The organism is Bradyrhizobium sp. SZCCHNRI1029 (assembly GCF_032487555.1).
Classification (GTDB): Bacteria; Pseudomonadota; Alphaproteobacteria; order Rhizobiales; family Xanthobacteraceae; genus Bradyrhizobium.
On the sequence record NZ_JAUEUK010000008.1, the window covers coordinates 153724 to 170448 of the forward strand.

20 protein-coding genes are annotated in these 16725 nt (G+C 63.7%); 15 read left to right on the plus strand and 5 right to left on the minus strand.

Annotated features, from left to right (window positions below; all coding sequences use genetic code 11):
• Positions 1-2: 2 nt before the first annotated feature.
• Positions 3-137 (minus strand): hypothetical protein, encoded by a 135-nt coding sequence (locus QW861_RS22840; protein ID WP_316172662.1) that lies wholly within the window; start codon positions 135-137, stop codon positions 3-5.
• An 82-nt stretch (positions 138-219) separates the two neighbouring features.
• Complete coding sequence (locus QW861_RS22845; protein WP_231317342.1) at positions 220-384, minus strand: Flp family type IVb pilin; 165 nt, start codon at positions 382-384, stop codon at positions 220-222.
• Between the two features lie 452 nt (positions 385-836).
• On the opposite strand from QW861_RS22845, the gene QW861_RS22850 reads away from it, so the two are divergent.
• From QW861_RS22850 to QW861_RS22865, 4 genes are all read left to right on the plus strand, one after another.
• Positions 837-1664, plus strand: a complete 828-nt coding sequence (locus QW861_RS22850) for a sterol desaturase family protein (protein WP_316172661.1) — start codon at positions 837-839, stop codon at positions 1662-1664.
• A gap of 134 nt (positions 1665-1798) precedes the next feature.
• Positions 1799-2299: a pilus assembly protein N-terminal domain-containing protein gene (locus QW861_RS22855; protein ID WP_316172660.1), complete on the plus strand. Its 501-nt coding sequence runs from the start codon at positions 1799-1801 to the stop codon at positions 2297-2299.
• 314 nt (positions 2300-2613) lie between these two features.
• On the plus strand, positions 2614-3159 hold the full coding sequence (locus QW861_RS22860; RefSeq protein WP_315713819.1) for a TadE/TadG family type IV pilus assembly protein: 546 nt from the start codon (positions 2614-2616) through the stop codon (positions 3157-3159).
• A 68-nt stretch (positions 3160-3227) separates the two neighbouring features.
• Positions 3228-3788 (plus strand): TadE/TadG family type IV pilus assembly protein, encoded by a 561-nt coding sequence (locus QW861_RS22865; RefSeq protein ID WP_316172659.1) that lies wholly within the window; start codon positions 3228-3230, stop codon positions 3786-3788.
• 198 nt (positions 3789-3986) lie between these two features.
• On the opposite strand, the gene QW861_RS22870 is transcribed toward QW861_RS22865, so the two are convergent.
• From QW861_RS22870 to QW861_RS22880, 3 genes are all read right to left on the minus strand, one after another.
• Positions 3987-4199, minus strand: coding sequence for a cold-shock protein (locus QW861_RS22870; RefSeq protein ID WP_006612155.1), 213 nt, complete (start codon positions 4197-4199; stop codon positions 3987-3989).
• A 300-nt stretch (positions 4200-4499) separates the two neighbouring features.
• Positions 4500-4790: a translation initiation factor IF-1 gene (gene infA, locus QW861_RS22875; RefSeq protein WP_315804701.1), complete on the minus strand. Its 291-nt coding sequence runs from the start codon at positions 4788-4790 to the stop codon at positions 4500-4502.
• A 24-nt stretch (positions 4791-4814) separates the two neighbouring features.
• Positions 4815-6224 carry a DEAD/DEAH box helicase gene (locus QW861_RS22880; protein ID WP_316193562.1) on the minus strand — a complete coding sequence of 470 codons (1410 nt, stop codon included), beginning with the start codon at positions 6222-6224 and terminating at the stop codon, positions 4815-4817.
• 508 nt (positions 6225-6732) lie between these two features.
• On the opposite strand from QW861_RS22880, the gene urtA reads away from it, so the two are divergent.
• The 11 genes from urtA to QW861_RS22935 all read left to right on the plus strand — a co-directional run bounded on the left by urtA (position 6733) and on the right by QW861_RS22935 (position 16725).
• Entirely contained in the window at positions 6733-8055 is a 1323-nt protein-coding gene (gene urtA, locus QW861_RS22885) for an urea ABC transporter substrate-binding protein (protein WP_316172658.1), read from the plus strand.
• An 88-nt stretch (positions 8056-8143) separates the two neighbouring features.
• Complete coding sequence (gene urtB, locus QW861_RS22890) at positions 8144-9757, plus strand: urea ABC transporter permease subunit UrtB (protein WP_410051200.1); 1614 nt, start codon at positions 8144-8146, stop codon at positions 9755-9757.
• Positions 9754-10917, plus strand: a complete 1164-nt coding sequence (gene urtC, locus QW861_RS22895; protein WP_315713824.1) for an urea ABC transporter permease subunit UrtC — start codon at positions 9754-9756, stop codon at positions 10915-10917. Before urtB ends, urtC begins: the two co-directional genes overlap by 4 nt.
• Before the next feature lie 4 nt (positions 10918-10921).
• Positions 10922-11683 (plus strand): urea ABC transporter ATP-binding protein UrtD, encoded by a 762-nt coding sequence (urtD, locus tag QW861_RS22900; RefSeq protein WP_316172657.1) that lies wholly within the window; start codon positions 10922-10924, stop codon positions 11681-11683.
• Positions 11684-11686: 3 nt separating this feature from the next.
• Positions 11687-12382: an urea ABC transporter ATP-binding subunit UrtE gene (gene urtE, locus QW861_RS22905; RefSeq protein WP_315713826.1), complete on the plus strand. Its 696-nt coding sequence runs from the start codon at positions 11687-11689 to the stop codon at positions 12380-12382.
• Positions 12383-12440: 58 nt separating this feature from the next.
• The gene (locus QW861_RS22910; protein WP_316193500.1) at positions 12441-13277 is read left to right on the plus strand and encodes an urease accessory protein UreD; all 837 of its coding nucleotides are present in this window, start codon (positions 12441-12443) and stop codon (positions 13275-13277) included.
• Between the two features lie 48 nt (positions 13278-13325).
• Positions 13326-13628: an urease subunit gamma gene (locus QW861_RS22915; protein WP_315713828.1), complete on the plus strand. Its 303-nt coding sequence runs from the start codon at positions 13326-13328 to the stop codon at positions 13626-13628.
• A 130-nt stretch (positions 13629-13758) separates the two neighbouring features.
• Entirely contained in the window at positions 13759-14064 is a 306-nt protein-coding gene (locus QW861_RS22920) for an urease subunit beta (protein WP_315713829.1), read from the plus strand.
• A gap of 4 nt (positions 14065-14068) precedes the next feature.
• The gene (locus QW861_RS22925; RefSeq protein ID WP_316193502.1) at positions 14069-14608 is read left to right on the plus strand and encodes an HD domain-containing protein; all 540 of its coding nucleotides are present in this window, start codon (positions 14069-14071) and stop codon (positions 14606-14608) included.
• Positions 14609-14662: 54 nt separating this feature from the next.
• The gene (gene ureC / locus QW861_RS22930) at positions 14663-16378 is read left to right on the plus strand and encodes an urease subunit alpha (protein WP_316193504.1); all 1716 of its coding nucleotides are present in this window, start codon (positions 14663-14665) and stop codon (positions 16376-16378) included.
• A gap of 47 nt (positions 16379-16425) precedes the next feature.
• Positions 16426-16725 (plus strand): putative quinol monooxygenase, encoded by a 300-nt coding sequence (locus tag QW861_RS22935; protein WP_315713833.1) that lies wholly within the window; start codon positions 16426-16428, stop codon positions 16723-16725.

Sequence of the window (16725 nt, forward strand, 5' to 3'; positions counted from 1 at the left end):
TCTCACCAGACGCTGACGATGCGGGCCGCCAGAGCGAGGATGGACAGGCCGAGGCCGCCGCAGATCCAGCGCAAGGCGACGTCGGCCCCGCTGGACGGAGGCCGGGACGCGGCTGCGGACAAAACGTGGTTACGCATCACTGAACGCCGCGAAGCTGAATGTGGAAATGATAAAGGCCCCGGATGTCCGGGGCCTTTTTTGCTCGGCCGTGACGACCGCTTACTTCAGCGAGGTGTTGATCGCGCCGAACTTGGAGCTCAGGCTGGAGCCGAGACCGTTCACCGCGGCAATGATCGCGAGCGAGATGCCGGCGGCGATCAGACCGTATTCGATCGCGGTCGCGCCGGATTCATCCTTCACGAAGCGAGCAAGAAGATTCTTCATAGGTAACTCCATGTACACGTGGCTGGTCGAACAAACTCTGGTCGTTGCGGCGTTCTCAGCACCGTGACCATGCGGCCACCGTAGGGGGCAGGAATTTCGGCGTAGTTAATTCGGTCGCCGAAACACGGCGACAAATGGCTGTTATTGTGCAGAGTAAACATTGGATGAAGCGCGGCACGACCATTCGAAATAACGCATGGCCACGCCGCAGTCGGTCTCGCTGAAAGACGAGCGCAGGGTTTGGGCCGTCATGCCCGGCCCCATCCATCGCCGGGCCTGCTCCGCATTCCACACTATATGCATGGGGCCGTGTCGACCTGGCTGGTGGAGCATGTGGCTCGATGTCGATCGCGCTGGGCCGATCGGCAGGGCGGTTCTGCGGGCGCGCAGGTTCACGGCTCCTTAAGCGCCTGGGAGTACCCCTCGGAACAGTTCATGAGATGAGGAATGTGATGTCCGGTCTGCCATGGGAAGTCGCGCTGATGCTCGGCCAGACCATCGAGAAGGTGTTGCCGATCACCTTGATGCTGGCAGTGGTGTTCTCGGTGCTCAGTCACTTCTGGGCCTGCAATCCCGGAAAGCCGTGGTGGCAGAAGCGCGAGCTCGTCACCGACGTGGTCTACTGGTTCTTCGTACCGGTGTTCGCGCGGGTGCTCCGCATCGGCTTTCTCGTGCTCGGCGCCAGCGTTGTCTTCAAGATCCGCGACGCCGACGAGTTGATCGCCTTCTATGAAAACGGGCACGGCCCGCTGGCGCAGCTTCCCGAATGGCTGCAGGGGGTGCTCTTCCTCGTGCTCTCCGACTTCATGCTGTACTGGATGCATCGTCTGTTCCATGGCGGCGAGTTCTGGAAATACCACGCGGTTCACCATTCGTCGGAGGATCTCGAGTGGATTTCGGCGGCCCGCTTCCATCCGATCAACCTGATCCTCGGCACGATCGCGGTCGACGTCCTCCTCTTGATGGCCGGCATCTCGCCCAACGTCATGATCTGGGTCGGACCGTTCACGACGTTCCATTCGGCCTTCGTCCACGCCAATCTCAACTGGACGCTGGGCCCGCTGAAATATGTCCTCGCCACACCCGTCTTCCATCGCTGGCACCACACGTCGATGGAGCAGGGCGGCAACACCAATTTCGCCGGCACGTTCCCGATCTGGGACATCCTGTTCGGCACGTTTCGGATGCCGGAGGGGCAGTTGCCCATGGCCTACGGCAAGGACGAGGCGACGATGCCCGGTGAGTTCGGCGGTCAGCTCGCGTTTCCGTTCCGAAGATGACGTGTTCTGCAACCGCCCGAGGCTTCGTCGCGACGTTTGCAGATCATTCACCAATTGAGCGCAGATTTGCCGCGTCGGGCGCCGTCACCGCTGCGTATCGCTTGAGACGGCTCGTCAATGTCCCGGGGTTGAGTATGTCGTTCTTTGTGTCGCGTCGTCCTAGTGTTTCCTTCGCATTGCGGGCGGCCGTCGCCGCGGTGCTGCTGTGGCCGGCTGCCGCCTCGGCGGAGCCTGATCCCGCCATCGCCGTGAATGTCGACCAGGCCAAGCTGGTCAAGTTGCCCGACCGGGTCGCCACGCTCGTCGTCGGCAATCCGATGATCGCCGATGTGACCTTGCAGAGCGGCGGCATCATCGTCGTCACCGGCAAGAGCTACGGTGCCACCAACTTCATTGCGATGGATCGCGGTGGACAGGTGCTGATCGATCGCCAGATCCAGGTCGCCGGACCCACCGACCAGCTCGTGACGGTGTATCGGGGCGTCGATCGCGAGACCTATAGCTGCATGCCGATCTGCCAGCGCCGGGTGACCTTGGGCGACGGCGACAACTACTTCAAATCGGTGCTCGACCAGGCTGGAACGATGTCCAGCACGGCGAGCGGCAACGCGGCAGCGGCCTCGAAGACCAACTGAACGCTGGCCTGGCCATGCTTGGCCGGGTCGATGGCAGCGCCTGACCGCATCTCCACGCGCCTCCGCACCGACGATGCGGTGAGCCTCGCCGCCGGTGCTGCGGCTGGATCGCCTGGTTCGTTTGGTTTCGATGATCGGGTCGGGCAGGTGGCGCGCTGCCTCGGAGGGGCCGACTGCGAGCGACCCCCCAAGCATGGTTAGCGGGACGTTGATGCGGCGGGCCATACTGTCCGTATTGTAGGAAACTCTTTCCCAAGGAGTTTCCGCTATTCGTTTCACCCAGGTTGATGTGCCTTCCCAGTCCGGATGACCCCATGCAAGCCCCCGTCTCCTTGACCGCTTCGATGCGCCGGCTGTTGCGCCGCTTCCGGCGCAACCGGCGGGCATCGGCCGCGCTCGAATTCGCGCTGGTCGCGCCGGTCTTCTTTGCGCTGCTGTTCGCGATCATCGAAACGGCGCTGATGTTCTTTGCCGGCCAGGTGCTCGAGACGATCACGCAGGACTCGGCGCGCATGATCCTGACCGGACAGGCGCAACAGGGCGCCTATACGCAGTCGCAGTTCGCGAGCTACGTCTGCACCCAGGTTCCCGCGCTGTTCGACTGCAACAAGATCTATATCGACGTGAAGAGCTACTCCTCGTTCGGGAGCGTCTCCATCAGCAACCAGATCGACAACAGCGGCAACTTCGTCAACAACATGACCTACAGCCCGGGCGCGGCCGGAGACATCGTCGTCGTCAGGCTGTTCTATCAATGGCCGATCTTCGTGACGGGGCTCGGCTACAACATCGCCAATCTGAGCGGCAGTAAGCGGCTGCTGGTGGGTACGGCCGCATTCAAGAACGAGCCGTATTCATAACACTGACCTCGCGAGCTGCGTCTGAGGGACACCAGGAATTCATCATGCCGTTGGGAAGAATGCCGGGTATGTCTTCGAGCCTGCGCCTGTGGCGTCGCATCGACGCCTTCGCTGCCGATCGTCGCGGTGTCGCGGCCACCGAGTTCGCATTCATCGTGCCGCTGATGCTGGTGATGTTCTTCGGCACGGTCGAATTCTGCTCGGCCATCGCCGTCGACCGCAAGGTCACCCTGATGGCGCGCACCCTGTCGGATCTGACCTCGCAATCGACCTCGGTCGGCGACAGCGACATGTCGAACTTCTTCGCCGCCTCGACCGGCATCATGTACCCGTATTCCACGACGCCGGTGAATGCGACGATCACCGAGCTCTATGTCGATCCCACCACCAAGCAGGCGACGGTGAAGTGGAGCAAGGGATCGACGCCGCGAACCGTCGGCATGACGGTCGGCGTGCCGGCTGAATTGCTGGTGTCCGGCACCTATCTGATCTTCAGCGAGGTGAACTACCAGTACGTTCCGACGATCGGCTACGTCATGGGCAAGACGGGCGTCAATCTCAGCGACGTCGCCTATACCCGCCCGCGGCAGTCGACCTGTGTGATGTATAGCCCGGCGACTTCCTGCTGAGGTGAGGGCTGCCGCAACGGAGCCCGCCCGGCCCCGGGGCCGCAGTCGCATACGCGCCTGCGAACCGGAGCGACCGACACTACGGTCATTTGGACGAGCAGAACTCGGCGGCAAACAATCAAGGCAATAAAAAAGGCCGCGCAAGGCGGCCTTTCGTTGTCCAGATGGGCAATCGCATGCGCGATCGCCCGGCGTCGCTCAATTGGCGGCGCGGAGATTGTCGGCCGACGACTTGCCCGAACGGCGGTCCGCCACGATCTCGTAGGAGATCTTCTGGCCTTCCCGCAGCGTGCCGAGACCAGCGCGCTCGACGGCGCTGATGTGCACGAACACGTCGTTGCCGCCGTCGTCCGGCTGAATGAAGCCATAGCCCTTGGTTGCGTTAAACCACTTCACGGTTCCCATGCTCACGGGGTAGTTCCCTTCTCAGATACCAAATGCGTAGCCCAGTCTCCTGGGCTGGTTAGATCGAATTTTTGGAAGGGTCGTCAGCGTCTGAACCGGCTGTACCGGTAATAGCTAATCTCGTCCGGCCGAAAATCGATTGCGGGATATATTATTGGAAATGCCCGCGCAAAACAATCCTGAGCTGCGCGAGAGTGCATGATTTTTTGACGCGCCGGCTCGACGCCGACGCGCTGAATTGTCGCTGATTGCGCAAGGCTTGATCAATCCGCCGGGCCGGGCGGAACATTGCTCCGCCCAATGCCCCTAGCGCCGACGGAACTGGCCGCCGCGCTGCGCTGCGCCACGCGGAGGACCGCCGGGCGAGCTGGGACGCTCGTCCTTGTGGCGGAAGATCAGCCGGCCCTTTTCGAGGTCGTAGGGCGACATCTCGACCGTCACGCGGTCTCCCGCGAGCGTCTTGATGCGATTCTTTTTCATCTTGCCCGCGGTGTAGGCGACGATCTCGTGCCCCGCGTCGAGTTGTACCCGATAGCGTGCGTCGGGAAGGATTTCGGTGACCAGCCCTTCGAACTGGATCAGCTCTTCCTTAGCCATGTCTTTCTCCAGATCGATAGACGTCTAGTTTGGCCGTTGGTTGCGGTTTTGAGCGTGGTTTTTGGGTCTGCCCTCGCGATGCAGGAAAGCAACGCCTTGAATCGACCCGGCCTTGCCGCCGCCTTGCGACGGCCGCTGGGGCTCCTGACGATTGCCTGGCAGAGACGCCATCTTAGCATTGGAACGACGGTGACGGCGAGGGCCTTTTGCGGCGGTGCCACCGTCGTTGGTCCGCGCATTCTGCATGCCAGGACGGCCACCGCGCTGAGGCGGCTTGGCCGGTGCAGCGGCCTCGCGGAGGCCGGGCGTGCGGCGATCGTCGCGCGGCAGCGAGATCTTGATCAGCCGTTCGATGTCGCGAAGGTAGGACAGCTCGTCCGATCCGGCCACGAGCGAAATCGCAACGCCCTCGGCGCCGGCGCGCGCCGTGCGGCCGATCCGGTGGACGTAGGTCTCGGGCACGTTCGGCAGGTCGAAATTGACGACATGGCTGACGCCGTCGACGTCGATGCCGCGGGCCGCGATGTCGGTTGCGACCAGGGTTCGGATCTCGCCGGTGCGGAACGCCGCCAGGGTGCGCTCGCGGTGGTTCTGCGACTTGTTGCCGTGAATCGCCTGGGCGGGGATGCCGGCTCTTTCGAGGCTCTTCACGACCTTGTCGGCGCCGTGCTTGGTGCGGGTGAACACCAGCGCGCGGTTGACCGGCTCCTGCTTGAGCAACTGAGCCAGAAGGTTCGGCTTGGCCGAGTGGTCAACGTGGATGACGCGCTGGGCAATGCGCTCGACCGTCGAGGAGACGGGGGTCACCGCGACTCGCGCGGGGTCGCGCAGCATGGCGTCCGCGAGCTCGGCGATGTCCTTAGGCATGGTGGCCGAGAAGAACAGCGTCTGCCGCTTGATCGGCAGCTTGGCCACGATCTTCCGGATGTCGTTGATGAAGCCCATGTCGAGCATGCGGTCGGCTTCATCGAGCACCAGGAACTCGACATGGGTCAGCTTCAAAGCGTTGCTCTGAACCAGATCGAGCAACCGGCCAGGGGTGGCAACCAGCACTTCGAGGCCGGGCATGATAGCGCGGACCTGGCGCCCCATCGGCACGCCGCCGATCGCGAGCGCCGAGCTCAGCCGGATGTGCCGGCCATAGGTGTTGAAGCTGTCGAGGATCTGACCCGACAATTCGCGGGTCGGGCTCAGCACCAGCACGCGTGCCGTCTTCGGCTGCGGCTTGATCCGGTTCTGCAGCAAGCGGTGCAGGATCGGCAGTGCAAACGAGGCCGTTTTGCCGGTTCCCGTCTGGGCGATGCCGATCACGTCGCGGCCTTCGAGCGCGAGCGGGATGGTCTGGGCCTGGATCGGGGTAGGGGTGGTGTAGTTCTCTTCCTTCAGCGCGCGCGTCAGCGCGTCGGCGAGGTTAAAATCCTGGAAGGATGTCAAAAGATGGGGCTTTCCATAAGAGGATAAGGCCCGTGTCGGCAGGCAGCCGGACGCGGGTGGGTGGTTGAGAGACACCCGCGTGTTTGGAGCGCCTAGATTGGATGGGTGAGAATGCGAAGCCAGAAGCTCTGGTCGAGCTAAAGAACACGCGGCTTGCAAAGATCCGGCCGATTCGCCTTGATCTACCAGCTATATGGAACAGGTGGACGGCACTTTCAAGGCCGGTGCGCAACGGATTGGCTTTCCGGGTGGTACTCGGCTGCTTTAAATTTAGCCATTCGAAACAAAGTGCACAAATCCTGCGCTGTATGCCATCTGATTAATCATCTGGCTTGCTCAATCCGGCAGCAGAAGGCCGCGGCGCCTCTCTACGAGAACGCCAAGTTCCACTTTTGTGTCAATGCCTTACCAGATGTGCACGGCATGGCACACTTCTTGCGATTCTTCCTGCGCAGACCGCCGGCCGCCTTGGCTGCGAAGCATGTCTGCGTCAGGGAGATATTACCTCATGCTTACTCGACTCACTCAGGAATTAACGGCGCCGTTCAGCCGCCGTCGCTGGCTGGCTGCTGCTGCCGGCCTGGCGCTCGGCGCAGCCGGCTTTGGCCCGGCCAAGGCCGCTGATGACACCATCAAGATTGGCGTTCTGCATTCTCTGTCCGGCACCATGGCCATCAGCGAGACGACGCTGAAGGACACGATCCTGTTCTTGATCGACGAACAGAACAAGAAGGGCGGCGTGCTCGGCAAGAAGCTCGAGGCCGTCGTGGTCGACCCCGCTTCGAACTGGCCGCTGTTCGCCGAGAAGGCGCGTGAGCTGATCACCAAGGACAAGGTCGCGGTCGTGTTCGGCTGCTGGACCTCGGTGTCGCGCAAGTCGGTGCTGCCGGTGTTCAAGGAGCTGAACAGCATCCTGTTCTACCCGGTCCAGTACGAAGGCGAGGAGAGCGAGCGCAACGTGTTCTACACCGGTGCGGCGCCGAACCAGCAGGCGATCCCGGCGGTCGACTACCTGATGAAGGAAGAGAAGGTGAAGCGCTGGGTGCTGGCCGGCACCGACTACGTCTATCCGCGCACCACCAACAAGATCCTCGAAGCCTACCTGAAGTCCAAGGGCGTGGCTCAGGACGACATCATGATCAACTACACGCCGTTCGGTCATTCCGACTGGCAGACCATCGTCGCCGACATCAAGAAGTTCGGCTCGGCCGGCAAGAAGACCGCCGTGGTCTCGACCATCAACGGCGACGCCAACGTTCCGTTCTACAAGGAGCTCGGCAACCAGGGCATCAAGGCCAAGGACATTCCGGTCGTCGCATTCTCGGTGGGTGAGGAAGAGCTCGCCGGCATCGACACCAAGCCGCTGGTCGGCCATCTCGCCGCCTGGAACTACTTCGAGTCGATCAAGACCCCGGCGAACGAGAAGTTCATCAAGGACTGGCAGGCCTACACCAAGAACCCGAAGCGCGTGACCAACGACCCGATGGAAGCGCATGTGATCGGCTTCAACATGTGGGTGAAGGCGGTGGAGAAGGTGAAGTCGACCGATCCGGACAAGGTCATCGACGCTCTCCCGGGCACCGAGGCGCCGAATCTGACCGGCGGCGTGTCGAAGATGCTGCCGAACCACCACATCACCAAGCCGGTGTTCATCGGCGAGATCAAGGGCGATGGCCAGTTCAGTGTCGTCTACAAGACCAAGGACCTCGTCCCCGGCGACGCCTGGTCGAAGGAGCTCGAGGGCTCGAAGGACCTGATCGGCGACTGGGTCGGCAAGAAGTGCGGCAATTTCAACGTCAAGACCAACAAGTGCCTGGGCTCGGGCTCCTGATCTCGACCTGACGCGACCATGACGACAGGAGAAGGCGGCGATGTTGCCGCCTTCTCCTGACCTCCTGAACTCCTGCCGGGGTTGTCCAGTGCCTGCTCTTTTTCTGGCGATCATTCGCCGTCTGCTTGTTTTGCTCGCCCTGATCGCCGTTTCCGTTCCCGCCTTCGCAGCCAGTTTCGAAGAGTCCGTCGCGAAGTTCGCGAACGATGATTTCTCGGACACGGACGAGGCCGTCGGCGAGATCGCCGTGTCGGGCAACCCGCTGGCTTTCCCGATCATCAGCGCGCTCCAGGACGAGCGGCTGATGTTCGATGCCGACACCAAGAAGGTCTTCATCAAGCAGGCCGACGGCAGGATCATCGATGCTGCCACCGGCGCCGCCGTCGACAAACTGCCCGACAATGCCGCCGCCGTCAGCCTCAACAACCGGCTGCGCCGCAGCGTCGATGCCGCGCTCGGTGGTTTGACGCTGCTGTCGCCGGATACCAACACGCGCCTGACCGCCGCAAGATCGGTGTTCAAGTCGCATGACGAGGCGACGTTGCCGACGGTGGAGTCGGCGCTCGCCAAGGAAACCAATCGCGCCGTGAAGCAGGCGCTGACCGAGGCGCGTGCCGCCATCCTCCTGTTCAAGTCTGACGCCAGCGAGGTCGACAAGCTCGAAGCCGTCGCCACCGTGAGGGCGCGCGGCGACCAGGAAGCCCTGGCGCTGCTGACGGAGATCGGCGGCGCGGACCAGCCGGCAACCGTCGCCAAGGCCGCGGCGAGCGCGATCTCGTCGATCCAGAGCTCGCTCGCAATCTGGTCCGGCGTGCAGAACGCCTGGTACGGCCTGTCGCTCGGCTCGGTGCTGCTGCTGGCGGCCATCGGCCTTGCCATCACCTTCGGCGTCATGGGTGTCATCAACATGGCCCATGGTGAGATGGTGATGCTCGGCGCCTACACCACCTTCGTCGTCCAGGAGGTCATCCGCACGCGCTACCCGGCGCTGTTCGACTATTCGCTGCTGATTGCCGTCCCGCTCGCCTTCCTGGTGGCCGGCGCGATCGGCGTGCTGATCGAGCGTACCATCATTCGCTTCCTCTACGGGCGTCCGCTGGAGACGCTGCTCGCCACCTGGGGCCTGTCGCTGATCCTGCAGCAGGCGGTGCGCACGGCGTTCGGTCCGACCAACCGCGAGGTCGGCAATCCCTCCTGGATGAGCGGTGCGTTCGAACTCGGCCAGATCACCATCACCTACAACCGGCTCTGGATCCTCTGCTTCACGATGGCCGTGTTCGCCATCCTGCTGGCGATGCTGCGTTACACCGCGCTCGGCCTGGAGATGCGTGCAGTGACGCAGAACCGGCGCATGGCGGCGTCGATGGGCATCGCGACCTCGCGGGTCGATGCGCTCACCTTCGGGCTCGGCTCCGGTATTGCCGGCATCGCCGGGGTGGCGCTGTCGCAGATCGACAATGTCAGTCCGAATCTCGGCCAGAGCTACATCATCGACTCCTTCATGGTCGTGGTGTTCGGCGGCGTCGGCAATCTCTGGGGCACCTTGGTCGGCGCCTTCACGCTCGGCATTGCCAACAAGTTCCTGGAGCCGGTCGCCGGCGCCGTGCTCGGCAAGATCGCGATCCTGGTGCTGATCATCCTGTTCATTCAAAAGCGCCCGCGCGGGCTGTTCGCGCTCAAGGGCCGGGCGGTGGAAGCATGATGCCGCACGTCCTCACCCGGTCGCTGGACCGCGCTGCGACCGTCTTCGTGCTCGTCGTCGCCGCCTGCGGCGTGCTGATCCCGCTGTCCAACCTGCTGCTGCCGGCCGGTTCGGCGCTGCAGGTGCCGACCTATCTGGTCGCGCTGTGGGGAAAATATGTCTGCTACGCGATCCTGGCGCTCTCCATCGACCTGATCTGGGGTTATTGCGGCATCCTCTCGCTCGGTCACGGCGCGTTCTTCGCGCTCGGCGGCTATGCGATGGGCATGTATCTGATGCGCCAGATCGGCACCCGGGGCGTCTATGGCAATCCGATCCTGCCGGACTTCATGGTGTTCCTGAATTATTCCAAGCTGCCCTGGTACTGGCACGGCTTCGACATGTTCTGGTTCGCGGCTTTGATGGTGCTCGTGGTGCCCGGCCTGCTCGCCTTCTGCTTCGGCTGGCTCGCCTTCCGCTCGCGCGTCACCGGCGTGTATCTGTCGATCATCACCCAGGCGATGACCTACGCGCTGCTGCTCGCCTTCTTCCGCAATGATTTCGGCTTCGGCGGCAACAACGGCCTGACGGACTTCAAGGACATCCTCGGCTTCAACGTCCAGGCGGAAGGCACCCGCGCCGCGCTGTTCGCGCTGAGCTGTCTCGCGCTCATTCTGGCGTTCCTGATCTGCCGGGCCGTTGTGTCGTCGAAGCTCGGCAAGGTGCTGATCGCGATCCGCGACGCCGAGTCGCGGACGCGTTTCCTCGGTTATCGTGTCGAGTCCTACAAGCTGTTCGTGTTCACGCTGTCGGCGTGCATGGCCGGCGTCGCAGGCGCGCTCTACGTTCCTCAGGTCGGCATCATCAACCCATCCGAGTTCGCGCCCGGCAATTCGATCGAGGCCGTGATCTGGGTCGCGGTCGGCGGCCGAGGCACGCTCGTAGGTGCTGCGCTCGGCGCCGTCGTCGTGAACTACGCGAAGACGTTCTTCACCTCGGGCGTGCTGGCGCCCTACTGGCTGTTCATGCTCGGCGCATTGTTCGTGCTCGTCACTCTGCTGCTGCCCAAAGGCATCATCGGCACCTTCAATTCCTGGTGGGATCAGCTCGGCAGCAGGAGGCTGAACGCCGAGAGCGCCGCCCGCGAGGACGGCGTCACCGAACCCAAGATGGCGGAGTGAGCGCATGAACGTGATGGACACCCGCGCGACGTCGTCGCTGCTCTATCTCGACGGCGTGCACGTCTCGTTCGACGGCTTCCACGCCATCAACAATCTCTCGCTGACGCTCGAGCCCGGCGAGATGCGCGCCATCATCGGCCCGAACGGGGCCGGCAAGACCACGATGATGGACATCATCACCGGCAAGACCAAGCCCGACGAGGGCACGGTGCTGTTCGACGGCAAGACGGATCTCACCCGCCTCGACGAGACCCGCATCGCCGAGCTCGGGATCGGCCGCAAGTTTCAGAAGCCGACGGTGTTCGAGAGCCAGTCGGTCGAGGACAACCTGCTGCTCGCGCTCAATGTCGATCACAGCGTCAAGGGCACGCTGTTCTGGCGCGGCTCGAGGAGCGAGTCCGAGCAGATCGACCGGGTGCTCGAGACCGTGCGGCTCAAGGATGCCAGACGCAAGCTCGCCGGCAGCCTGTCGCACGGCCAGAAGCAGTGGCTGGAGATCGGCATGCTCCTGGCACAGGACCCGAAGCTGCTGCTGGTCGACGAACCGGTCGCTGGAATGACCGACGTCGAGACGCATCAGACGGCTGAGCTGCTCAAGGAAATCAACAAGGATCATACCGTCATGGTCGTCGAGCACGACATGACCTTCGTGCGCGAGCTCGGCGTCAAGGTCACCTGCCTCCACGAAGGCACGGTGCTGGCCGAGGGCACCATCGATCAGGTGTCGTCGAACGATCGGGTGATCGAAGTGTATCTGGGGCGCTAGGCGATGTTGGACGTCAAGGACATCAACCTCTATTACGGCGCCGCCCAGGCGCTGCGCGGCGTCTCGATCGCGGCGGAGCCCGGCAAGGTCACCTGCGTGCTCGGGCGCAACGGCGTCGGCAAGACCTCGCTGCTGCGGGCGCTGGTCGGACAATATCCGCTGGCCTCCGGCAGCATCACCTTCGATGGCGCCGACATCACCCATCTCAAGCCCTATGAACGGGCGCGCAAGGGCATCGGCTTTGTGCCGCAGGGTCGCGAGATCTTCCCGCTGCTCACGGTGGAGGAGAACCTCAAGACCGGCTTCGGACCGCTGAAGCGCAGCGATCGCAGCATCCCGGACGACGTGTTCTCGCTGTTTCCGGTGCTGGAATCGATGCTCGGCCGCCGCGGCGGCGATCTTTCCGGCGGCCAGCAGCAGCAGCTTGCGATCGGCCGTGCCATGGTGATGCGGCCAAAGCTCCTGCTTCTCGACGAGCCGACCGAGGGCATCCAGCCCTCGATCATCAAGGACATCGGCCGGGCGATCTCGTATCTGCGCAATCTCGGCAATATCGCGATCGTCCTGGTCGAGCAGTATCTCGACTTTGCCTGCGAACTCGGCGACAACTTCGCCGTCATGGATCGCGGCGCGGTGAAGTTCACCTGCACCCGCGCCAATCTCGATCAGGCCGAGATCAGCCGCCAAATGGCGCTGTGATCATCACGTAGCTTCTCGACGCGGTCTCGCCCGCGTCTGGTCCCAGGGGAGGGGATCAATGCGGGCCGATCCCGCCAGCGCCGCTGCCGACATCTTCGAGGCCAACCGCGCCCGAGGCGCGGTGCGCTTCGACGTGCGGCTGCAGGACGGCGTGACGCGGCGCCATCATCTGCATGAATCCGGCTCGCTGCGGGTGCGCTTTCCCTCGCCCGAGGACGATGGCCTGTCGGCGATGTTCGTCAACACGGCCGGCGGCATCGCCGGCGGCGACCGCTTTGCGATCGAGGTCGCGGCCGGCGAGGGCAGCCGCGTCACGCTGTCGAGCGCCGCGGCCGAAAAGGTCTATCGCGCCGCTGGCAAGCCCGCAGAGCTCGATATCGCGCTGACCGCCCATGCGGGTGCCCACATCTCCTGGCTGCCGCAGGAGACCATCCTGTTCGACCACTCTCGCATCCATCGCCGGATCGACATCGACCTTGCCGATACCGCCTCGCTGTTGTTGTGCGAGATCGTCGTGCTCGGCCGCACGGCCATGGGCGAGCGCATGCGCGAGGGCGAGTTCGTCGATCGCTGGCGGGTGCGGCGCGGCGGCAAGCTGGTGTTCGCCGAGACGGTCCGCCTCGACGGCGACATCGGCGACAAGCTGGCGCAGCCGGCCATCGCCAACGGCGGCGCGGCCATCGGGACCGCGCTGATCGTGCCGGGCGACGCCGCGCTGGTCGAGCGCATCCGAGAGAGCCTGCCGGCCTTCCGGGGAGAGGTCGCGCTGTCGGCCTGGAATGGATTTGCAATGGCCCGCTTCTGTGCCCAAGATGCCGCAAGCCTGCGCGCCGACATGATGGCGGTGCTCGGCTGTGCTTCGAATGGACCGCTGCCGCGGCTGTGGCTCAACTAGACGTTTACCAACTGATGACTACCAGAAGACCATCACCAGAGAGTCCGCATGAACCTGTCTCCCCGCGAAAAGGACAAGCTCCTGATCTCGATGGCCGCCATCGTGGCCCGCCGCAGGCTCGATCGCGGCGTCAAGCTGAACCACCCCGAAGCGGTCGCGATCATCTCCGACTTCATCCTGGAAGGCGCGCGTGACGGCCGCACCGTGGCCGAGCTGATGCAGGCCGGCGCCCAGGTCCTGACCCGTGATCAAGTGATGCCCGGCATCCCCGAGATGATCCACGACATCCAGGTCGAGGCGACGTTTCCGGACGGCACCAAGCTGGTCACGGTGCACGAGCCGATCCGGTGAAGCGAGCCCAACTCTTTCGGTCGTCATGCCCGGGCTTGACCCGGGCATCCACGCTGTTCGATCTGAATGGAAAAACGTGGATGGCCGGGTCAAGCCCGGCCATGACGCATGGAAACCTGCGAGGTAACTCATGATCCCCGGCGAACTCTTCATCCAAGACGGCGAGATCGAGCTCAATGCCGGCCGCAAGACCGTGACCCTGTCGGTCGCGAACACCGGCGACCGGCCGATCCAGGTCGGCTCGCACTACCATTTCTTCGAGACCAATCCGGCGCTGAAGTTCGACCGCAGACGCGCGCGCGGCATGCGGCTCGACATCGCGGCCGGCACGGCCGTGCGCTTCGAGCCGGGCCAGACCCGCGACGTGCAACTGGTCGCGCTCGCCGGCAAGCGCATGGTCTATGGCTTCCGCGGCGACGTCATGGGCAAGTTGTAAGCCGATGCTGACCGGATTGTGCCTCGTTTCCGAAGCCGCCGAGCTGGCGGCGCGCCGTCACGCCGGCCAGCAGCGCAAGGGCCGCGACGATGAGCCTTACATCAATCATCTCGCCGAGGTCGCAAACATCCTGTCGGCAACCTGCGACGGCGAGGATGCCGAGCTCGTCGCGGCAGGCTGGCTGCACGACACCATCGAGGACACCGATACGGCCGCTGATGAGCTGGCGGAGCGCTTTGGGTGTCGTGTCGCCGACCTCGTCGTGGAAGTCACTGATGACATGACCCTGCCGAAGAGCGAGCGGCGCCAGGTCCAGGTCATCGCCGCGCCCGGCAAGTCCGCTGGTGCCAAGCAGATCAAGATCGCCGACAAGATCAGCAACATCCGCGCCCGCATCTTCTTCGAGCCGGACCTGGAGCAGCAGCTCGAGCTGATGGAGTATCTCGGCTGGGCCGAGCAGGTCGTCGCCGGCTGCCGCGGTGTCAACCCGCGGCTCGATGTGCTGTTCGATGAGACGGTTGCGAATGCGCGGGGAACGCTGTGAGCCGATCGCCGGTGTCTCGACATCACGACAAGCAGAGCTAATTGGGGGCCAACGATGTCCGTCAAGATCAAGCGTTCCGTCTACGCCGACATGTTCGGTCCCACGACCGGCGACAAGGTCCGGCTCGCCGACACCGACCTGATCATCGAGGTCGAGAAGGACTTCACCACCTATGGCGAGGAGGTGAAGTTCGGCGGCGGCAAGGTCATCCGTGACGGCATGGGCCAGTCGCAGGCGACCAACAAGCAGGGCGCCGCCGACACGGTCATCACCAATGCGCTCATCGTCGATCACTGGGGTGTCGTGAAGGCCGACGTCGCGATCAAAGAGGGCATGATCTCAGCGATCGGCAAGGCCGGCAATCCGGACATCCAGCCCGGCGTCACCATCGTGATCGGCCCCGGCACCGACGTGATCGCGGGCGAGGGCAAGATCCTCACCGCCGGCGGCTTCGACAGCCACATCCATTTCATCTGCCCACAGCAGATCGAGCACGCGCTGATGTCGGGCGTCACCTCCCTGCTCGGCGGCGGCACCGGCCCGTCGCACGGCACCTTCGCGACCACCTGCACGCCCGGCCCGTGGCACATCGGGCGGATGATGCAGTCGTTCGACGCCTTTCCGGTTAACCTCGGCATCTCCGGCAAGGGCAATGCGTCGCGCCCGGCCGCGCTGGTCGAGATGGTCAAGGCCGGTGCCTGTGCGCTGAAGCTGCACGAGGACTGGGGCACGACGCCGGCGGCGATCGACAATTGTCTCTCGGTCGCGGACGATCACGACATCCAGGTGATGCTGCACTCGGATACGCTCAACGAATCCGGCTTCGTCGAGGACACGATCAAGGCCTTCAAGGGCCGCACCATCCACGCCTTCCACACCGAAGGCGCCGGCGGCGGCCACGCGCCTGATATCATCAAGATCGCCGGCCTGAAGAACGTGCTGCCGTCCTCGACCAACCCGACGCGGCCGTTCACGCGCAACACCATCGACGAGCATCTGGACATGCTGATGGTGTGTCACCATCTCGACCCGTCGATCGCAGAGGATCTCGCCTTCGCCGAGAGCCGCATCCGCAAGGAGACGATCGCGGCGGAGGACATCCTGCACGATCTCGGCGCGCTCTCGATGATGTCATCGGATTCGCAGGCGATGGGCCGGCTCGGCGAGGTCATCATCCGGACCTGGCAGACCGCCGACAAGATGAAGAAGCAGCGCGGCGCGCTGCCGCAGGACAAGGGCAAGGACAACGACAATTTCCGCGTCAAGCGCTACATCGCCAAATACACGATCAATCCGGCGATTGCGCATGGCGTGTCGAAGCTGATCGGCTCGGTCGAGAAGGGCAAGCTCGCCGACCTCGTGCTGTGGTCGCCCGCCTTCTTCGGCGTCAAGCCGGACTGCGTCATCAAGGGCGGCACCATCGTCGCCGCGCCGATGGGCGATCCGAACGCCTCGATCCCCACGCCGCAGCCGGTGCATTACCAGCCGATGTTCGGCGCGTTCGGCAAGTCGTTGACGGCTTCGTCCGTGATCTTCACCTCGAAGGCGGCCATCACCGGCGGGCTCGCCCGCAAGCTCGGCCTTTCGAAGAAGCTCTACGCGGTGCAGAACACCCGCGGCAGGATCTCGAAGAAGAGCATGATCCACAACGACGCGACGCCCAACATCGAGGTCGATCCGGAGACATACGAGGTGCGCGCCGACGGCGAGCTCCTGACCTGCGAGCCGGCCGAGGTGCTGCCCATGGCGCAGCGCTACTTCATGTACTAAGCTTCCGCCCGGTACCAGAACCAGAAAAGTACCGGGAGGACGAGTTCGTGATCTATGTCGTTGCCACTTTGACCATCAAGCCCGAAACCCGTGCGGAATTCATCGCCGCTGCGGCTGCCTGCATTGCGGGGACCCGCAAAGAACCCGGCAATATCGCCTATGATTTGCATGAGAGCGTCACCGACCCGAGCAAGATGGTCTTCGTCGAGCAGTGGGAGAACGCCGAGGCCTTGGTGCCGCACCGCGCGACCGAGCACATGAAGACGTTCGGGCGCGTCGCGGTCAAATGCATGTCGGCCCCGCCGAAGATCGAGATCATCACGCCTGAGAAGGTCGATGTCCGCTGA